This window comes from Microbacterium sp. JZ101, assembly GCF_053903175.1.
The window spans coordinates 3,467,248-3,485,738 of record NZ_CP096400.1 but is presented as its reverse complement, the minus strand read 5'-3'; the positions used below and the strand labels follow the sequence as shown (position 1 = coordinate 3,485,738).

Sequence of the window (18,491 nt, the reverse complement as noted above, 5' to 3'; positions counted from 1 at the left end):
GCATAGCCTCACCCGCTGAACGTCGGCCCCGCCGACGAGACGATCAGCCCGTCGTCGAGCCGCCCTGGCCGGTGCCGCTCTGGCCCTGACCCTGGCCGTTCGACGAGGTGTCGCTCGAGCCGCCGTCCGCGCCGCCGTCGGGGGTCGGCGTCGGGGTCGGGGTGCTCTCGGGCTCGTCGGCCTCGACCGTCACCGATCCCGAGGCGGGGGCCACCTGCGTGCTGTCGGGCATGCCGCTGCAGGTGACCGTGTAGTTCGCGGTGATCGTCTGGCCGGCCTCGCCGGCGGTGATCACGGCGCTCGTCTCGTTCTGGAGGAACTGCCGCTGGGGGCCGCCGACATCCGCGAAGTTCGCGCCGGTCAGCGTCACGTCGTAGGTCGCGTCCCCGAAGCCCTCGGGGCAGCTGTACTGATTCCAGCGCACCACGAGGGAGGCGCCCGCGGGCACCGAGCTCACGCTCGTGGACCCGTTGTACTCGAACGTCGCCTCCTCTGCGGGTGCGAAGGTGGGCGCGGTGTACACCGTGAGCTCGATCGTCGACCCCGCCGCGATGTTGCCGCGCGGGGAGACGGAGGCGACCGTCTCGATCTGGTCGGGGCTCGTCGCCTCCTCGCCCTCGGCGCGCGTGCCGGCGAGGCCGGCGTCGCTGAGGACCGAGAGCGCCTCCTCGTACGGCCGGCCGACGAGGCCGAGCGCATCGACGTCGACGAGCTGCGTCGCCGTCTCGCTGGGGGTCGGGGTCGTCGACGGCTGCGACGAGCTCGGCGGAGGGCTGCTCGTCTCGGTCGTCGGGTCGCCCTCGTCCTGGTTCATGAGGAACGCGGCGACCGTTCCGCCGAGCACGAGCAGCAGGAGGACGATGAGCGCGATGAGCGGCCACGTCCACGAGCTGCGCTTCTTCTTCTTCGGCTCCTCGGCCTCCGCGCGCGGCAGGCCCGGATCGAAGGGGATGGGCCGGGTCGAGTTCATGAGGCGGGTCGTGGCGTCGTCGCCCGTGCCGAGCAGCTGCGTGAGGTCGTCATCGGCGAGCGCGGCGCCCCCCGCGACGGCCGGCACGGCCGCGGCCGCTGCCGCGACGTCGCCGCGACGCAGCGCGTTGGCCGCGCGTGCGACGGCGGCCGACGAGGCGGGGCGGTCCTCGGGCTTCTTGGCGATCATCGCCATCACGAGGTTCTGCACCGGCTGCGGCACGTCGGAGGGCAGCGGCGGCGGCTGCTCGTTGATCTGCGCCATCGCGATCGCGACCTGCGACTCGCCCGTGAAGGGGCGCTTCCCCGCGAGGCACTCGTACGCGACGATGCCGAGCGAGTACGTGTCGGTCGCGGGGCTCGCCGGGTGGCCGGAGGCCTGCTCGGGCGAGAGGTACTGCACGGTGCCCATGACCTGGCCGGTCGCCGTGAGGGGCACCTGGTCGGCGATCCGGGCGATGCCGAAGTCGGTGATCTTCACGCGGCCGTCGGGCGTGATGAGCAGGTTGCCGGGCTTGATGTCGCGGTGCACGAGACCGGCCGCGTGGGCGGCCTGCAGCGCGGCGGCGGTCTGCGCGGTGATGTCGAGCGTGCGCTCGGGCGGCAGCGCGCCCTCGCGCTCGAGGATGGTCGACAGCGCCTCACCGGGGACGAGCTCCATGACGAGGAAGGCCGAGCCGTTCTCCTCGCCGTAGTCGAAGACGCTCGCGATGCCCTCGTGGTTGACGAGCGCGGCGTGACGGGCCTCGGCGCGGAAGCGCTCGAGGAACCCGGGGTCGCCCATGTACTCGTCCTTGAGGATCTTGATCGCGACCGAGCGCCCGATGACGTGGTCGGTCGCCTCCCAGACCTCGCCCATCCCGCCGATGGCGATGCGCGAGTTCAGCTCGTAGCGGCCGCCGAAGGAAACACCTCGTGTAGGTCTCATCGTCCCAGCACCGCCTCCATCACTTCCTTCGCGACGGGAGCCGCGATCGTGTTCCCGCTCCCCGACTGGCCCTGACCGCCGCCGTCCTCGACGACGACGGCGACCGCGACCTGCGGATCATCCGCCGGCGCGAAGCCGGTGAACCAGAGGGTGTAGGGGCCGTCGTTCGGCGTCTCCGCAGTCCCGGTCTTCCCGGCCACCTCGACCCCGTCAATTCTTGCATTGGTGGCCGCGCCATCCTGCACGCTCGCCGTCATCGCGTCGGTGATCGCGTCGGCGAGATCGGCGTCGAGCGCCTGGCCGAACTGCGAGGGCTCGAAGGTCTGCTGCACGGAGAGATCCGACCCGATGACGTCGTCGACCATCCACGGGTTCATGACGAGGCCGTCATTGGCGATGCCGGCGGCCAGCATCGCGATCTGCAGCGGCGTCGCCTGCACCTGGCCCTGCCCGAAGCCCGTGAGCGCGGTCTGCGCGTCGTCGTCGAGCTCGGGGTACGACGATGCCGTCGAGGGCAGCGGCGTGGTGAAGCTCTGGTTGAAGCCGTACTTCTCGGCGGCCGCGCGGATCGCGTCGTCGCCGAGCTCGACGGCCAGCTCGGCCATCGGCACGTTGCACGAGAGGCGGATGGCGTCGTGGAGTGTCACCTCGTCGCCCGATCCGCACGTGCCGCCGGTCGCGTTGCGCACGACGTGCGACGAGCCGGGCAGCTCGTACGAGGCGGGGTTCGGCAGCTTCGAGTCCATCGTGTAGTCGCCCGACGCGATCGCGGCGGAGACGGTGATGAGCTTGAACGTGGATCCTGGCGGGTAGAGGTCGCCCGCGATCGCGCGGTTCTGCAGCGGCTCGAGGGCGTCGGCCTCGAGCGCGTCGTAGGTCGCATTGACCGCGTCGGAGTCGTGCACCGCGAGCTGGTTCGTGTCGTAGCCGGGCGTCGAGAGCATCGCGAGGATGCGGCCGGTCGACGGCTCGATCGCGACGACCGCACCCGTGTAGCCGCGACTCGTCATGGCGTCGTACGCGGCCTGCTGCGCGGCGGGGTCGAGGCTCAGCTCGATGCTCGAGCCGCGCGGATCCTGACCGGAGATGATCTGGTCGATGCGCTGGAAGAAGGCCGAGGCGGCCTGACCCGACAGCTCCTGGTTCATCGCCTGCTCGAGACCGGTCACCGACTGGAGCACGGGGTTCATGTATCCCGTCACGGTCGACCAGAGCTCGGGGCTGGCGTACTGGCGCTGCCACGCGTAGATGTCGTTCGACGCCGTCGACGTCGCGATCTCCTGGCCGCCGGCGATGATCGAGCCGCGCTGCACCTCGAAGCTGTCGTACAGCGTGCGGCGGTTGAGTGGGTTCTCGTTGAGCGAGGCGGCCGAGACCACCTGGATCCAGCTCGTCGCGACGAAGAGCGAGAGGAACATGAACAGCACGACGATGCTGAGCCTGCGGAGCTCCTTGGTCATCCGATCACCGCCTCCTCCCGGTCGTTGAGCGAGCGGAGCGAGTCGAAACGCCCGGTCATCCGATCACCGCCCTCGGCTGCTGGCGCACCGCGTCGCTGATGCGCAGGATGAGCGCCACGATGAGCCAGTTCGACACCAGCGACGAACCGCCCGCGGCGAGGAACGGGGTGGTCAGGCCGGTCAGCGGGATGACCCGCGTGACGCCGCCGACCATGATGAACACCTGCAGGGCGAGCGTGAACGACAGCGCGGTGGCGAGCAGCTTGCCGAAGTCGTCCTGGCCGAGCACGCCGATGCGGAGCCCGCGTGCCGTGAACACGAGGTAGAGGCAGAGGATCGCGAACAGGCCGACGAGCCCGAGCTCCTCGCCGAGACTCGGGAAGATGTAGTCGCTCTGCGAGACGGGCGTCAGGTACGGCCGGCCCTGTCCGAGGCCCGTGCCGAAGAGGCCGCCGTGCGCGAGGCCGAAGATGCCGTTCACGAGCTGGAAGCTGCCGCCGTCCGATGCGTCGTAGAGCGCGGGGTCGAGGGCGTTGAGCCACGTGTCGAAGCGGTTGTGGACGTACGTCAGCACGAACGATGCGCCGATCGCGCCCGCGACAGCGAGCACGACGCCCGTGAGCATCCATCCGGTCTTGCCGGTCGCGACGTACAGCGTCGTGACGAACATCCCGAAGATGAGCAGACCCGTGCCGAGGTCGCGCTGGAGCACGATGATCGCCATCGAGATGAGCCACACGACGATGAGCGGGCCGAACTCGCGGGCGCGGGGGAAGGTGAATCCGAGGATGCGCCTGCCGGTCGACGCGAGGCTCTCGCGCGTGCGGACGAGGTAGCCGGCGAAGAAGATCGCGAGGCAGATCTTCGCGAGCTCGCCGGGCTGGAAGTTGAAGCCGAACACGTTGATCCACACGACCGCGTTGCCGCCGCCGTTGAGGAACGGGATGAACGGCAGCACGAGCAGCACGATGCCCGTGAGGCCGAAGATGTACGTGTAGCGGAAGAGCACGCGGTAGTTCACGAGCGCCCATACGAGGGCGATCGCCAGCGCGATCGAGATCCCCGCGTAGGCGATCTGGCTCGGCGCGGCGATGTGCGCGTCCACCGTGGCGTTGTAGACGTCGATCCGGTGGATCATCGCGATGCCGAGGCCCGTGAGCAGGGTCGCGATGGGGACGAGGAACGGATCGGCCTGCGAGGCGCGGATGCGCAGCACGACGTGGAGCGCGAGCGTCAGGAAGCCGACGATGCCGAGCCCGACGAAGATCCCGGGCTGCAGCTCGCCGACCGCCCCGAACTGCACGAGGACGACGGCTCCCGCCGAGAGCGCGAGCGCGAACAGGAGCAGGAGCAGTTCGCGGTTGCGCAGCGGCTGCGGTCGGCGCACGCGGCGGAGCGCCTTCTGGATCTGGGTGTCGGCGGCGGTCATCCCTCGCCCTCCGGCGTCTGCGTGGGGGTCGGCGTCGGCGTCGAGAGGTCCTCGGACGGGGCGTCCTCGTCGAGCGTCTCATCGGGTTCGCCGGGCTCGAGCTGGTACGAGCGCAGCCGCTCGACGATCGCCTCGGCGTCGGCGAGCGAGCGGGCCGTGATCGTCCGCTCGACCTGCGCGCGGTAGGCCTGCGGCAGGTCGGCGAGCACGACATCCGTGTCCTCGCGCACCTCGGACAGCGAGATCGGGCCGAGCGACTGCTGGATGCCCTGGTAGATCACGACCGTGTCGTCGTCGGCGCCGACGTAGTAGCGCGTCTGCGTCCAGCTGAAGAAGGCGGCCAGGCCGCCCGCGACGGCGGCGATGAGCAGCAGCAGGGCGCCGATCGCGCCCAGGCGGCGCCGTCTGCGGCGTCGCCGGTCCTCGGCGATGAGCTCCTGCAGGTACTCGGGCTCCGGCTCGAAGTGGGTGGGCTCGTTGGCCGCCGCGCGATTCGGGTGGAACCAGCTCGTCGGCAGCACGCTGCGGCTCGGCGCGACGTCGACCACGACGCCGTCGGGGTTCGACGCCGACCCGACGATCGTCGGCGTGCCCGTGTAGAGCGGGTGCTGGCCGCCGACGTCGACGATGACGATCGTGACGTTGTCAGGGGCGCCGCCGTCGAGGGCGTACTTCAGGAGGATGTCGGCGGTGCGGCCGGGCGCGAAGCCCTGGCGGAGGGCCTTCGTGATGTGCGCCTCGTCGACGACGCCCGACAGGCCATCCGAGCAGAGCAGCCAGCGGTCGCCCTCGTGCGTCGGCATGATGAACGTGTCGACCTCGGGGTGCGCGTCCATGTCGCCGAGCACGCGCATGAGCACCGAGCGCCGCGGGTGGAAGCGGGCCTCCTCGGGCGTGATCCGGCCCGAGTCGACGAGCCGCTGCACGAACGTGTGGTCGGTCGTGATCTGGGTGAGCTCGTCGTCGCGGTAGAGGTAGATGCGGGAGTCGCCGATGTGCGCGATGACGGCGTTGTCGTCGACCATGACGATCGAGCTGACCGTCGTGCCGAGACCCGCGAGCTCGGGGCGCTTCGCGGCGATCTGGATGAGATCGCCCGCGGTCGACGTGATCGTCATCTTGAGCGCGGCCTCGGCCTCGGCGGGGGAGCCGTAGACCTGGTCGAGGGGCTCGATCTTCTGGATCGCGACGGCCGACGCGACGTCGCCGCCCGCGTGGCCGCCCATCCCGTCGGCCACGACGAAGAGGTTGGACCCGGCGTAGCCGGAGTCCTGGTTGTTCGAGCGCACCTTCCCCGTGTGGGAGATGGCGGCGCTGGACCCTGTGAAGACCATCGGCCGGGGGCTACTTCCGCAGCTCGAACGTCGTCGCGCCGACCTTCACGGGTACGCCGAAGGGCACCGGGACCGGGGCGTCAGGCGAGACCTTCTTCCCGTCGAGGAACGTGCCGTTCGTCGACTGCAGGTCGTGCAGCATCCACTGCTCGCCCCACGGAACGAGCCGCGCATGGTGGCTCGAGGTGTAGTCGTCGCGGATGACGAGGCCCGACTCGCTCGAGCGGCCGATCGTCAGGGGGTCGCGTCCGAGCGGGAGCTCGAGGCCGGCCTTCGGGCCGGAGGTGATGACGATGCGCGTGCCCCCGCTGGCGGCGGGTGCGGGCTTCGCGGCCGCCGGTGCCCCCGACGGCGGCGTGCTCGGTGCGCTCGGCGGTGCGCTCGCGGTGGCGCTGCTCGGCAGCTTGCGCACCCGCACGCCGAAGATGTCGGCGCGCAGGGAGAACACCACGACGAAGACGAAGAGCCACATCACGAGCAGGAACGCGTACTGCAGCAGCAGCTGGGTGAGCTCGTTCATCGGTCGCCTCCGCGGAAGTCGTACAGCTCGGTGGCGGCCTCGTGACGCGGAACGCGCTGCGGGGGAGCGGCCGACGGGACGAGCCGGAAGACGATGTCGGTCCGGCCGATCGTGATGACCTGGCCGTTCGCGAGGGCGGCCTGCTTCACGGGGCGCCCGTCGAGCTTCGAGCCGTTGGTGGAGCCGAGGTCGCGGACCATGGCGCGCTCGCCATCCCACAGCACCTCGACGTGGCGGCGGCTCGTGCCGGGGTCGGGGATGGTGATGTCGGCATCGCTTCCGCGCCCGATGACGGTGCGCGCGCGCTCGAGCGGATGGCGCCGGCCGGCGATCTCGACGACCGCGCGCCAGTCGACGCGCCCCTCGGCCATGACGGAGTCGACTCCGAGCGTGCCGGTCGCGACGTCGGGGTCGGTGCGCAGCGCGATCGAGACGGGGCCGGGGAAGCTGTACCCCTGCTTGGCGGCGTGCGCGCGGACGATCTCGTCGAGCTCGGTGCGCAGCGCGGAGCCGAGGGCATCCATCCGCTCGGCGTCCGCGGGGCTCACGCGGACGGTGAAGCTGTTCGGCGCGAGGACGCGGTCGCGGGTGACGATGGCGGCCTTCTTGTCGAGCTCGCTGCGCAGGGCGGACGCGATCTCGACGGGCTGCAGCCCGCTGCGGAAGGTCTTCGCGAACGCGCTGTTCACGGCGCGCTCGAGCCCCTTCTCGAAGCTGTCAAGTAGTCCCACTGGGCTCCTCATGCAGGCCGACTGGTCAGGGTCATCGTAGCCACGTCGTCTGGAAAGCCGGGTCCGGGCGACCTGGGAAGGCGCCTCCGGGAGGATGCGGATCATCCGCGGGATGTACGCGATGCGGGTGCGACGCGCCCGCCGTCGCGCTTTCGCGAGGGCCTCTCGTGCGTGATATCCTCGGGAAGTTGAGTTCGGAGCGATCCGGATTCTGCGCGCGAGTGGCGGAATTGGCAGACGCGCTGGCTTCAGGTGCCAGTGCCTTCACGGGCGTGTGGGTTCAAGTCCCACCTCGCGCACAGACAGGGCCCCGGTCTTCGGATCGGGGCCCTTCGCCGTACCCGGGTGGACATCAGCGCCAGGCAGGATCGAGAACTCGAGCGTTACGCAACCGTTGGGTTCGTCGCTACGGTGGTCGCGTGAGATCCGCTCGCCTCGCCGCCGTCGTTCACGGCATGAGCGGCGCGAGCGCCTCCTCGGCGGCGCCGGCTGCGCGCAGATGATCGCGCATCGCGGCTGCGGCGAACGCGTACGGTCGGTCGTCGCCGAAGAGCAGCGACCGGTTGTTCGCCTCCTGCTCGAGGGCGACGAGCGCGAAGACGAGCCGGTCGGCGTCGTCGGGAGCGATGGCGAGCTCGCCCGCCTCGATCGCGCTGCGCGCCTGCGCGGCGAGGTAGCCGTACCAGTCGCGGAGCGCTTCGCGCAGAGCGTCGCGGACGGGGCCGGGCTTCGAGTCGATGTCGGACGATGTGGCGGCGAAGAAGCATCCGCCGTCGAAGACACGCTCGCGGGAGTAGTCGAGCGCATGGCGCATGAGCGAGACGAGGCGTGCGAGGCCCCGCGGTGCCGCCCGCGCCGGCTCGACGACCGCGGCCGAGAAGACCTCGCGCGCGGCGCCGATCGTCGCCACCTGGAGGCCCTGCTTGCCGCCGAACAGCGTCGCGATGCTGCTCTTGCTGTGCCCTGAGCTCTCGGCCAGACGGCCGATCGTCAGTCCGTCCAGTCCCTCGACCGAGGCGAGGTGCGTCGCCCGCGCGAGCACGGAGCGGCGCGAGGCGTCGCCGCGGAGGCGGCGGCCGTCGACGGTCGGCTGATCGGTCATGGCTCTAGTGTACGAACGATCGTTCATGTAGTCTGCGAACGATCGTTCGTATTGTTCTCACGGAGGCGCGATGAACCCCTCTCGTTCGCTCATCGGCGGTGTGCTCCGGGCCGCGGACGCGGTGTCTCCCGATCTGGCCGGATGGATCGCCTATCGGCTCTTCTTCTCGACGCGTCCGCGGATGCCGCTGCGCGACGCGGATGCCGCGACTGACCTCGCGGCCGAGCGCACGATCATCCGCGTGCGCGGTCGCGATGTCGTCGCGTACCGCTGGGGTGCCGGCGCCGCGGCGGCCCTCGTCGTGCACGGATGGCGCGGGCGCGCGAGCCAGTTCGCGCCGCTCGTGCGTGAGCTCGTCGCGCAGGGGATGACGGTGGTGTCCTTCGATGCACCCGCACACGGCGCATCCGGCGGCCGGCGCACCGACATCCGGGACTGGCTCGACGCGATCGCGCGTCTGCGTGAGCGGCACGGAGCGTTCGATCTCGTCGTCGCGCACTCGGTGGGAGGCGTCGCCGCGCTGGCCGCGGCGCGTGGGCAGGCGTCGGGTCGCGTGGCCGTGATCGCCGGCGCGGGAGGGCCGCAGCCGATGATCGACCGGTTCGCTCTCGAAGGAGGGCTCAGCGCCGCCGCGAAGGTGCAGCTCGAGCGGCTCTTCCACGCGCGCATCGACGAGACCGCGGCGTCGGCCGCGCGGCGCTTCGACGCGGTCGCGCATCCGCTGCCTGCCGGCATCGAGCTTCTCGTCGTGCACGATCGCGACGACCGGCGTCTGCCCGACGCCGATGCCATCCGCCTGCATCGCGCGCACGGCCCGCGCTCTCGCCTGCTGCGGACGGAGGGCCTCGGTCACAACCGCATCCTGCGGGACGACGCCGTGCTCGACGCCGTCCTCGCGTTCGCCGGGTCCGGCACATCCGGCCTCGACGACGTCGTCACCCACCCCCTGCATGTCTCGCTTGCCGAGGCTTCGGAGCGCGGAAAACCGGCGTAAGCGAGACGTGGTGGATGGGGGTGGCGCTCGCACTGGTGCGCTCTGCGCGCCCGTGCCATCCTGGGGGCGTTCGCGCGAGCAACGGAGAGACCGATGCCATCCCAGCCGTTCGTCCCCCCTCGTTTCGTGGTCACGACCGCGTGGCGCATCCACCGCGCGATCGCACGGCGCGGCCCGGGTCGCGGGCTGTGGCGACCAGGCGGGCGGGAGCCGTGGGGCTCTCTCGCGCTCACGACGCTCGGCCGCCGGTCGGGCCAGGAGCGCCTCGCGATCGTGGGCTACCTCGAGGATGGCGAGGATGTCCATACGCTCGCGATGAACGGATGGGGTGAAGGGCATCCGGCCTGGTGGCTGAACCTGCGCGCCGAGCCGCGCGCGTCGGTCACGATGCCGGGCGGGGCGTCGCATGTCGTCGAAGCACATCGCGCGGAGGGCGCCGAGCGGGACCGGCTCTGGGCGCAGTGGCTCGCGATCGAGCCGCAGCTCGAGCAGCTCGCGGCGCGGCGCACGACGCCGACCGACGTGGTCGTCCTTCGCCGGGTGTCGCCCGGGTAGGACGCCGCCCGACGACGGCAACCGCGTGTACGCCCGCTGTTCACGCCGTCGGCCTAGTGTTCGCCGCGTGATGAGCGACCTGCGGCAGTACATCGACCAGCTCCACGCCGAGGGGCACACGATCGGCGACGACCACGACGACGACCCCGTGCTCATCGACCCGGCCGGTCGCGCCGTCGACACCTGGCGCGAGAACTACCCGTACGACGAGCGGGTCACGCGCGAGCGCTACGACGAGGAGAAGTACCTGCTCCAGGTCGAGCTGCTGAAGTTCCAGCGCTGGCAGCAGGAGACCGGCGAGCGGCACCTCGTCATCTTCGAAGGCCGAGATGCGGCCGGCAAGGGCGGCACGATCAAGCGCTTCATGGAGCACCTCAACCCGCGTCATGCCAAGGTCGTCGCGCTCGTGAAGCCGAGCGGCCGCGAGTCGACGCAGTGGTACTTCCAGCGCTATGTCGCCCACCTTCCCGCCGCCGGCGAGACGGTGCTGTTCGACCGCAGCTGGTACAACCGCGCCGGCGTCGAGCGCGTGATGGGCTTCTGCACCGACGAGCAGTACGAGGCCTTCATGCGCGACGTGCCCCTGTTCGAGCGCATGCTCGTGAGCTCGGGCATCCGCCTCACGAAATTCTGGTTCTCGGTGACGCAGTCCGAGCAGCGCACGCGGTTCATCATCCGCCAGGTCGACCCCGTGCGGCAGTGGAAGCTCTCGCCGATGGACCTCCAGTCCCTCGACCGCTGGGACGCCTACACCGCGGCCAAGGAGGAGATGTTCCGACGGACGGACACGGTCGGCGCGCCGTGGATCACGGTGAAGAGCAACGACAAGAAGCGCGCCCGCCTCGAGGCGATGCGCCACTTCCTGTCGACCGTCGCATACGACGGCAAGGACGAGGAGCTCGTCGGCACTCCGGACCCGCTCATCGTGCAGCGCGGGGTCGACGCGGTCGGCGACTGAGACCATCGCTCCCGCAGCGCCGAGTGATCAGGCGGAATTCACGGCGTCGCCCGGCTCCGTTCACCCGCCGCAGGCGCCCAGGCCATAGCTTCGGCGCGAGCCGGATTCGAGGAGGCCCTCATGAGCATCGACACCACCCAGGTGAGCGCGCCCACCCAGACGGGAAGCGATCGGTGGTGGCACGTCTCGTTCGGCGCGCTCCTCGCGATCGCCCTCGTCTCCTTCACCTTCTGGTCACTCGGATGGGTGTCGCCGGAGGCCAACGTCATCGTGCTCATCACGGCGATCCTGTTCGGCGTCTTCATGGCCTTCAACATCGGCGGCAACGACGTCGCCAACTCCTTCGGCACGAGCGTCGGAGCGGGCACGCTCACCATGAAGCAGGCGCTGGTGATCGCCGCGATCTTCGAGGTGAGCGGCGCGGTCCTCGCCGGCGGCGAGGTGACCGACACGGTGCGCAGCGGCATCGTCGACCTCGGCGTCGTGTCGTCGAACCCGATGGACTTCGTCTTCATCATGATGGCGGCGCTGCTCGGCGCGGCGATCTGGCTGCTCGTGGCGACGCGGATGGGGTGGCCGGTCTCGACGACGCACTCGATCATCGGCGGCATCGTCGGCGCGGCGGTGACCATGGGCCTGCGCACCGGGCTCGGCGGCTTCGAGATGGTGCAGTGGGGCGAGATCGGGCAGATCGCGATCTCGTGGGTGCTCTCGCCTGCCCTGGGCGGCGGGATGGCCTTCGTGCTCTTCTGGCTCATCAAGAAGCACATCCTCGTCTACAACGAGGAGGCGGATGAGCGCATCCGCGAGCTGAAGAAGAGCCGCAAGGAGCACCGCAAGCGCCACAAGGAGTCGCTCAGCGCACTCACCGAGCTGCAGCAGATCTCGTACACGAATGCGATGGCGCGCGACGCGGCGACCTTCCGCAGCGACGAGTACGACCCCGAGGATCTCGAGACGGAGTACTACCGCGAGCTGCACGAGCTCGACCAGCGCGCCGCGAGCATCAACTCGCACCGCGCGATCGAGGCCTGGGTGCCGCTCGTGGCCGCGCTCGGCGCGGTGATCATCTCGTCGATGATGCTCTTCAAGGGCCTGAAGAACCTGCATCTCGAGATCGACTCCGTCGGGAACTTCCTGATCATGGGCATGATCGGCGCGGCGGTCTGGATGGCCGTCTACATCTTCGCGAGGACGCTCAAGAAGCAGACGCTCTCCCGCACGACCTACGTGCTGTTCGCATGGATGCAGGTGTTCACGGCGAGCGCGTTCGCATTCAGCCACGGCTCGAACGACATCGCGAACGCCGTCGGCCCGTTCGCGGCGGTGCTCGACGTCCTCCGCACAGGCGTCGTGGGCGAGGAGGCGGCGGTGCCGCCGGCGCTCATGGTGGCGTTCGGCGTCGCGCTCATCGCGGGTCTCTGGTTCATCGGGCGCAAGGTCATCGCGACCGTCGGAACCGGCCTCACGAAGATGCACCCCGCGTCGGGTTTCGCTGCAGAGCTCGCAGCCGCGTCGGTTGTGATGCTCGCCTCGGTCCTGGGCCTCCCGGTCTCGAGCACGCACATCCTCATCGGCGCCGTCCTCGGCGTGGGGCTCGTGAACAAGGCGGCCAACTGGAACCTCATGAAGCCCATCGCGCTCGCCTGGGTCATCACCCTCCCGGCATCTGCTCTGGTCGGCGCGCTCAGCTACCTCGGTCTCAGCGCGATCTTCTGAGCGCGCTCAGCGCGCCTCGAGCTGCGCGATGAACTCGTCGGCCATCGCGAGCTGCTCGGCGAGCTTGCGCCGCCGGGCGGCCGCATCCTCGCGGAATCGCTCGAGCGCCGCGTCGCTCTCCGGGGTCGAGTCCCCGCCCTGCCGTGCGTCGATGACTGCGAGCAGCTCGGCCATCTCCTCGAGCGTGTAGCCGAGGGGCTTCATCCGGCGGATGAGCATGAGCCGGCTCAGGTCGTCGGCGTCGTACTGCCGGAAGCCGCCCTCGCTGCGACCGGAGGGCTTGACGAGGCCGACCTCGTCGTAGTGCCGGATGGTGCGCAGCGACAGGCCGGTCCGCTCGGCGAGCTCGCCGATGTGCATCATGCCCGACTCGGCCATCCGACTCCCCTCGCCGTGACTCTACCCTCACGTTAGGGTAGAGTTCCTGTAGTCCGGCCTCCCGGACCATCCGCCATTCTCTCCCGTCGACCTGTGTCGGCGATCCGCGCAAGGGCGCGCGCTCGAACCGTCCCGACCATCCCGAGCCCCCGCGCAAGGAGCCGCATGACCGCCGTCACGCCCGCAGCCGATCCCGCCTCCCGCTACCGGATCGAGCCGACCGTCCTCCAGGCGCTGCGGAGCCCCCGCCTCCTCACGCGCGAGGTGCTCGCCGGTCTCGTCGTCGCGATCGCGCTCATCCCCGAGGCGATCGCGTTCTCGATCATCGCTGGCGTCGATCCGCGTCTCGGCCTCTTCTCCTCGTTCGTCATGGCGGTGACCATCGCGTTCCTCGGCGGACGGCCGGCCATGATCAGCGCCGCGACGGGAGCCGTCGCGCTCGTCATCGCCCCGGTCGCGCGCGGCTACGGGATGGACTACTTCATCGCGACGGTGATCCTCGCGGGCGTGTTCCAGGTCGTCTTCGCCCTGCTCGGCGTCGCGAAGCTCATGCGGTTCATCCCCCGCTCGGTCATGGTCGGCTTCGTCAACGCGCTCGCGATCCTCATCTTCGCGGCGCAGTTCCCGCAGCTGATCGGCGTCCCGTGGCTCGTGTACCCGCTCGTCGCAGCGGGGCTCCTCATCATGTACCTCATGCCCCGCCTCACGAAGGCGGTGCCCGCGCCGCTCATCGCGATCGTCCTGCTCACCGCGGCGGCGGTCGTCTTCGGTCTGAGCGTGCCGACCGTCGGCGACCAGGGCGAGCTGCCCGAGAGCCTGCCCGAGCTGTTCATCCCGAATGTGCCGCTCACGGGCGAGACGTTCGCGATCATTGCGCCCTTCTCGGCCGCGATGGCGGTGGTCGGCATCCTCGAGTCGCTCATGACGGCGAAGCTCGTCGACGACATCACCGACACCCACTCGCGCAAGACCCGCGAGACGCTCGGCCAGGGTGCCGCGAACGTGCTCTCGGGGCTCTTCGGCGGGATGGGCGGCTGCGCCATGATCGGCCAGACGATGATCAACGTGAAGGCGTCGGGCGCCCGCACGCGCATCTCGACGTTCCTCGCGGGCGTCTTCCTGCTCATCCTCGTCCTCGTGTTCGGCGACGTCGTCGCGATCATCCCGATGGCCGCCCTGGTCGCGGTCATGATCGTCGTGTCGATCGCGACGTTCGACTGGCACAGCGTGCGCCCGTCGACGCTCAAGCGGATGCCGAAGAGCGAGACCGTGGTCATGCTCCTCACTGTCGTTGCGACCGTGTGGACGCACAACCTCGCGGTCGGCGTCGGCGTCGGGGTGGTTGCGGCGATGATCCTCTTCGCGCGGCGCGTCGCGCACTTCACGAGCGTCACGCGCGAGGTCGGGGCGGATGGCGATGGCCCGGTCGCGCGGTACGCGGTCGACGGCGAGCTGTTCTTCGCGTCGTCGAACGACCTCACCACCCAGTTCGCGTACACGCAGGACCCCGAGCGAGTCGTCATCGACATGTCGCGCTCGCACATCTGGGACGCCTCGACGGTCGCGGCGCTCGACGCCATCGTCACGAAGTACGCGCAGCACGGGAAGAGCGTCGTCATCGAGGGGATGAACGACGCGACGACCGACTTCCACGGTCGCCTCTCGGGAGGACTCGGCGCCGGGCACTGAGCGGCGCGCCAGTCCCTGATTGCACAGAGTCCGCGCCGGGTCAACCCGCGCGCGGAAAGCGGCCCCGCCGTGTTCCATCGATGGTGGAGCAGAAAGGCAGGGACATGACGCGAACGCACACCGCCCCGAACCGCGACGACGACGCGCGCACCTCCGCCCCCGAGCACCCGCGCGAGCCCGACTCGCCCACGGACATCCGCCGTCCGTCCTGGGCGTTCGTGCTGCGGAAGTCGATCCGCGAGTTCTCGACGGATCAGTGCCCCGACATCGCCGCGAGCCTCACCTACTACAGCGTGCTCGCGCTGTTCCCGGCCCTCATGGCCGTGTTCTCGCTGCTCGGCCTCGTCGGTCAGGGCGACGAGGCGGCCGGCGCCGTCCTCTCGATCATCGGCTCGTTCGCCCCGCAGGACACGGTCGACACCGTCCGTGGGCCGATCGAGGAGATCGCGAACTCCCCGGCGGCGGGCTTCGCGTTCGTCACGGGTCTCGTGCTCGCTGTCTGGTCGGCATCCGGCTACGTCGGCGGGTTCAGCCGCGCGATGAACCGCATCTACGACGTCGAGGAGGGGCGCCCGTTCTGGAAGCTCAAGCCGCTCCAGCTGCTCGTCACGGTGATCGCGGTCGCCTCGCTCGCGGTCGCCGCGGTGCTGCTCGTCGTGTCGGGACCGGTGGCGAAGGCGATCGGCGACGTGATCGGCCTGGGCGACGCGGCCCTCCTGGCGTGGAGCATCGGCAAGTGGCCCGTGCTCGCCTTCATCGTCGTGTTCCTCATCGCGCTGCTCTACTACACGGGGCCCAACGTCCAGCAGCCGCGGTTCCGCTGGATCAGCATGGGCGCCGTCCTCGCGATCGTCATCCTCGTGATCGCGTCGCTCGGGTTCGCGTTCTACGTCGCGAACTTCTCGAACTACGAGCGGACGTACGGATCGCTCGCGGGCGTCATCGTCTTCCTCCTGTGGCTGTGGATCGCCAACATGGCGCTGCTCGTCGGCGCCGAGTTCGACGCCGAGCTCGAGCGCGGTCGCCAGCTGCAGGCCGGCCTCCCGGCGGAGGAGCGCATCCAGCTTCCGCTGCGCGACGGCACGCGCATCGACAAGGAGGCCGAGCGCCACCGCAAGGATCTCGCGAAGGCGCGCGACATCCGCCTCGAGCACAGCGACGACGAGACGCGCTGAGGCGGATGGCGGCGGCGGATGGCTGCCGCGGCGGATGGCTACGACGCGCGGCCGTCCGCCGGCTCGCCTCCCTGTTCGAGGCTCACGCGCGACGCGCGCTCGCCGCGCTGGAGGATGTCGCGCAGCAGGGCGAGCACCTCGTCCGGCAGCTCGCGCTCGCCGACCGTGATGTCGATGCGCTGCGAGATCTCGATCCGCCACGTGTAGGCGTCCGGGACGGCGCGCTCGGGCTCGTCGCTTGCGGCGACCGTCTCGACGAGCGACTCGAGGCGCTCCCGCTCCGGCTCGGGGAGCTCCGACTCGGGGACCTCGGCCACGTGCACCCGCCCGAGGATCCCGCCCGACCGCTCGACGCGCACGGTCTCGTCCTCGGCGGGGGCTGGCGCCTCGGCGGAAGCCGGGCTCGCCGTCACGCCGACCTGCTGCCACGCGTCCTCGACCGCGCGGTGCTCAGCCGAGCCGCTGCCGAATCGCTCCTCTGCCGCGGCGATCGTCGCCGCCGCGAACGTCGCGAAGTCGGCGTCGGCCGCGACCAGGCGCCGCTCGAGCACATCCAGCCAGACCCGGCCCGCGCCATCCCACGCGTGACCGCCGATCGCGGTCGCCGCGAGGTGGAAGGCGCGGTTCGGGATGCCCGAGTTGATGTGCACGCCGCCGTTGTCGCTCGTCGTCTCGACATAGTCGTCCATGTGCGCGGGCTGGGGGTCGCGGCCGAGGACGTCGTCGTCGTACGCGGTGCCCGGTGCCTTCATCGAGCGCAGCGCGACGCCCTGCACCTGGTCCGTGAAGACGCCCGCTCCGATGAGCCAGTCGGCCTGCTCGGCGGTCTGGCCGAGCTGGTGCTGCTTCACGAGGCTGCCGATGACATCGGCCATCGACTCGTTGAGCGCCCCGGGCTGCCCCTGGTAGACGAGGTCGACCGTCGACTGGATGAGCCCGTGCCCGAGCTCGTGCCCCACGATGTCGATCGCCGAGGTGAACGAGCGGAAGACCTCGCCGTCCCCGTCGCCGAAGACCATCCGCTCGCCGTCCCAGAAGGCGTTGTCGTACCGATCGCCGTAGTGCACGGTGGCCAGAAGCGGGCGGCCCGCGCCGTCGAGCGAGTCGCGCCCGAAGGCATCGAAGAGCATCGTCCAGGTCGCGCCGAGCGCGTCGTACGCCTCGTCGACCGCCGTGTCGCCCGTGGCGGGATCGCCCTCGCGGCGGACGGTGCTGCCGGGCAGCGCGGTCGTGTTCTGCGCGTCGGAGATCGTCCGCTGCGGCCCGGGCGCGGCCATCGCCGCGCGCGGCCATGTCGTGGGCGCCGCCAGAGACCGCTTCGTGCGCAGCGCGCCGTCGACGGTGAGGGTGCGTGCCGCGCACGTCGACACCGCCTCGTCTCCGTGGCGGGTGAGGCGCTCGAGCAGATAAGGAGGAACGATCCCGTGCATGCCGCCGACGCTACGGGCACCCTCCGACATCCGCGAAGGGGTTGCGGGATGTGCCGCTAGCGTGGGAGGCGCAGGAGGACCGGATGGCGGATCAGCGGCGAGTGCCGAGCATCTACGACGTCGCGCAGCGCGCGGGCGTCTCGCACCAGACCGTCTCGCGCGTGCTGAACGACTTCGAGGGCATCCGGCCGGCCACGCGCGAGAAGGTGCTCGACGCCATCCGCGAGCTCGGCTACCGGCGCAGCGTCGCCGCACGCACCCTCGCGACGAGCCGCACGGGGTCGATCGGCGTGCTCACGCCGGCGACGGCCGGTTTCGGGCCGGTCAGCACCCTGCTCGCGGTCGAGCACGCGGTGCGCGACGCCGGGTACCGGCCGCTCGTGACGAGCGTCGTGCCCGAGCCCGACGCCGTGCGGGCGGGCGTCGAGTTCCTCCTCGATCACTCGGTCGAGGCGCTCGTGGCGATCACGCCCTACCGGGTGATGCTGGCCGAGCTCGAGGGCGTCGACCTGCCCGTCCTCACCCTGCAGGCGGGCGGCGAGGGCCCCGACGCCGTGGCCGTCGACCAGCTCGCCGGCGTCGGCGCGCTCGTCGACCACCTCCGCGGCCTGGGGCACAGGGCCATCCAGCATGTCGCCGGTCCGGCGGGATACATCGAGGCCGATCTGCGTCGCGCCGCGTTCGAGCGCACGGCGCGCGAGCGCGGACTCGCGCCGCTCCCGACGCTCGAGGGCGACTGGACGGCCGATGCGGGCTACGCGCTCGCCGCGTCGATCGCGCCGGAGACGACGGCGATCGTCGCGGGCAACGACCAGATGGCGCTCGGGATCATCCACGGCCTGTCCGACCGCGGGCTGCGTGTGCCCGACGACGTGAGCGTGACGGGGTTCGACGACATCCCCGAGGCCGCGCACTGCCTGCCGCCGCTCACCACGGCGCACCAGGACTTCGCCGAGATCGGGAGGCTCGCCGTCGCGCGCCTCGTCGCGCGTCTCGACGGGCGTCTTGACGGGGGAGAGGCGACCGCCCCGGCCGCGGTCGCGCCGCGCCTCGTCGTGCGCGGGTCGACCGCCTCTCCGCGCCGGGGCTGACGGCCCGCGGAGCCGGCACCGGCCATCCG

The 18,491-nt window shown here is 70.7% G+C and carries 16 protein-coding genes and 1 tRNA gene; 8 read left to right on the top strand and 9 right to left on the bottom strand.

Translation table 11 applies throughout. From position 1 onward, the window contains the following. Positions 1–43 precede the first annotated feature (43 nt). The 6 genes from M1D56_RS16020 to M1D56_RS15995 are packed head-to-tail and all read right to left on the bottom strand — an operon-like array spanning position 44 to position 7,371. Positions 44–1,897 carry a protein kinase domain-containing protein gene (locus M1D56_RS16020; protein ID WP_456284197.1) on the bottom strand — a complete coding sequence of 618 codons (1,854 nt, stop codon included), beginning with the start codon at positions 1,895–1,897 and terminating at the stop codon, positions 44–46. Beyond that, positions 1,894–3,357, bottom strand: coding sequence for a peptidoglycan D,D-transpeptidase FtsI family protein (locus M1D56_RS16015; protein WP_271172483.1), 1,464 nt, complete (start codon positions 3,355–3,357; stop codon positions 1,894–1,896). The genes M1D56_RS16020 and M1D56_RS16015 overlap by 4 nt, the downstream gene beginning before the upstream one ends. Positions 3,358–3,412: 55 nt before the next feature. Beyond that, positions 3,413–4,786 carry an FtsW/RodA/SpoVE family cell cycle protein gene (locus M1D56_RS16010; protein WP_271172482.1) on the bottom strand — a complete coding sequence of 458 codons (1,374 nt, stop codon included), beginning with the start codon at positions 4,784–4,786 and terminating at the stop codon, positions 3,413–3,415. Beyond that, a complete protein-coding gene (locus M1D56_RS16005; RefSeq protein ID WP_324013376.1) occupies positions 4,783–6,120 on the bottom strand; it encodes a PP2C family protein-serine/threonine phosphatase in 1,338 nt (445 codons plus the stop codon). Before M1D56_RS16005 ends, M1D56_RS16010 begins: the two co-directional genes overlap by 4 nt. A 10-nt stretch (positions 6,121–6,130) precedes the next feature. After that, positions 6,131–6,640: an FHA domain-containing protein FhaB/FipA gene (locus M1D56_RS16000; RefSeq protein ID WP_456284196.1), complete on the bottom strand. Its 510-nt coding sequence runs from the start codon at positions 6,638–6,640 to the stop codon at positions 6,131–6,133. Then, positions 6,637–7,371 carry an FhaA domain-containing protein gene (locus tag M1D56_RS15995; protein ID WP_271172479.1) on the bottom strand — a complete coding sequence of 245 codons (735 nt, stop codon included), beginning with the start codon at positions 7,369–7,371 and terminating at the stop codon, positions 6,637–6,639. The genes M1D56_RS16000 and M1D56_RS15995 overlap by 4 nt, the downstream gene beginning before the upstream one ends. 215 nt (positions 7,372–7,586) lie before the next feature. On the opposite strand from M1D56_RS15995, the gene M1D56_RS15990 reads away from it, so the two are divergent. Next, a tRNA-Leu gene (locus tag M1D56_RS15990) sits at positions 7,587–7,670 on the top strand. A 149-nt stretch (positions 7,671–7,819) separates the two neighbouring features. Here M1D56_RS15990 and M1D56_RS15985 read toward each other — a convergent pair. Beyond that, positions 7,820–8,473, bottom strand: coding sequence for a TetR family transcriptional regulator C-terminal domain-containing protein (locus M1D56_RS15985; protein ID WP_456284195.1), 654 nt, complete (start codon positions 8,471–8,473; stop codon positions 7,820–7,822). Positions 8,474–8,543: 70 nt separating this feature from the next. On the opposite strand from M1D56_RS15985, the gene M1D56_RS15980 reads away from it, so the two are divergent. The 4 genes from M1D56_RS15980 (at position 8,544) to M1D56_RS15965 (ending at position 12,699) form a co-directional block, all read left to right on the top strand. Then, positions 8,544–9,467, top strand: coding sequence for an alpha/beta hydrolase (locus tag M1D56_RS15980; RefSeq protein ID WP_456284194.1), 924 nt, complete (start codon positions 8,544–8,546; stop codon positions 9,465–9,467). Between the two features lie 93 nt (positions 9,468–9,560). After that, complete coding sequence (locus M1D56_RS15975; RefSeq protein ID WP_456284193.1) at positions 9,561–10,022, top strand: nitroreductase family deazaflavin-dependent oxidoreductase; 462 nt, start codon at positions 9,561–9,563, stop codon at positions 10,020–10,022. A 70-nt stretch (positions 10,023–10,092) separates the two neighbouring features. Next, complete coding sequence (ppk2, locus tag M1D56_RS15970; RefSeq protein WP_456284192.1) at positions 10,093–10,980, top strand: polyphosphate kinase 2; 888 nt, start codon at positions 10,093–10,095, stop codon at positions 10,978–10,980. A 120-nt stretch (positions 10,981–11,100) separates the two neighbouring features. Continuing rightward, a complete protein-coding gene (locus tag M1D56_RS15965) occupies positions 11,101–12,699 on the top strand; it encodes an inorganic phosphate transporter (protein WP_456284191.1) in 1,599 nt (532 codons plus the stop codon). A 6-nt stretch (positions 12,700–12,705) separates the two neighbouring features. Here the strand turns inward: M1D56_RS15965 and M1D56_RS15960 are convergent, their stop codons facing one another. Beyond that, the gene (locus M1D56_RS15960) at positions 12,706–13,077 is read right to left on the bottom strand and encodes a MerR family transcriptional regulator (RefSeq protein ID WP_271172478.1); all 372 of its coding nucleotides are present in this window, start codon (positions 13,075–13,077) and stop codon (positions 12,706–12,708) included. A gap of 165 nt (positions 13,078–13,242) precedes the next feature. Here M1D56_RS15960 and M1D56_RS15955 point away from each other — a divergent pair, with 165 nt between their 5' ends. Next, positions 13,243–14,766 carry a SulP family inorganic anion transporter gene (locus M1D56_RS15955; RefSeq protein ID WP_456284190.1) on the top strand — a complete coding sequence of 508 codons (1,524 nt, stop codon included), beginning with the start codon at positions 13,243–13,245 and terminating at the stop codon, positions 14,764–14,766. Positions 14,767–14,870: 104 nt separating this feature from the next. After that, positions 14,871–15,941 (top strand): YihY/virulence factor BrkB family protein, encoded by a 1,071-nt coding sequence (locus M1D56_RS15950; RefSeq protein WP_456284189.1) that lies wholly within the window; start codon positions 14,871–14,873, stop codon positions 15,939–15,941. Positions 15,942–15,979: 38 nt separating this feature from the next. Here the strand turns inward: M1D56_RS15950 and M1D56_RS15945 are convergent, their stop codons facing one another. After that, a complete protein-coding gene (locus M1D56_RS15945) occupies positions 15,980–17,371 on the bottom strand; it encodes a protealysin inhibitor emfourin (RefSeq protein WP_456284188.1) in 1,392 nt (463 codons plus the stop codon). Between the two features lie 83 nt (positions 17,372–17,454). On the opposite strand from M1D56_RS15945, the gene M1D56_RS15940 reads away from it, so the two are divergent. Continuing rightward, on the top strand, positions 17,455–18,462 hold the full coding sequence (locus M1D56_RS15940) for a LacI family DNA-binding transcriptional regulator (protein ID WP_456284187.1): 1,008 nt from the start codon (positions 17,455–17,457) through the stop codon (positions 18,460–18,462). The last annotated feature ends 29 nt before the right edge of the window (positions 18,463–18,491 follow it).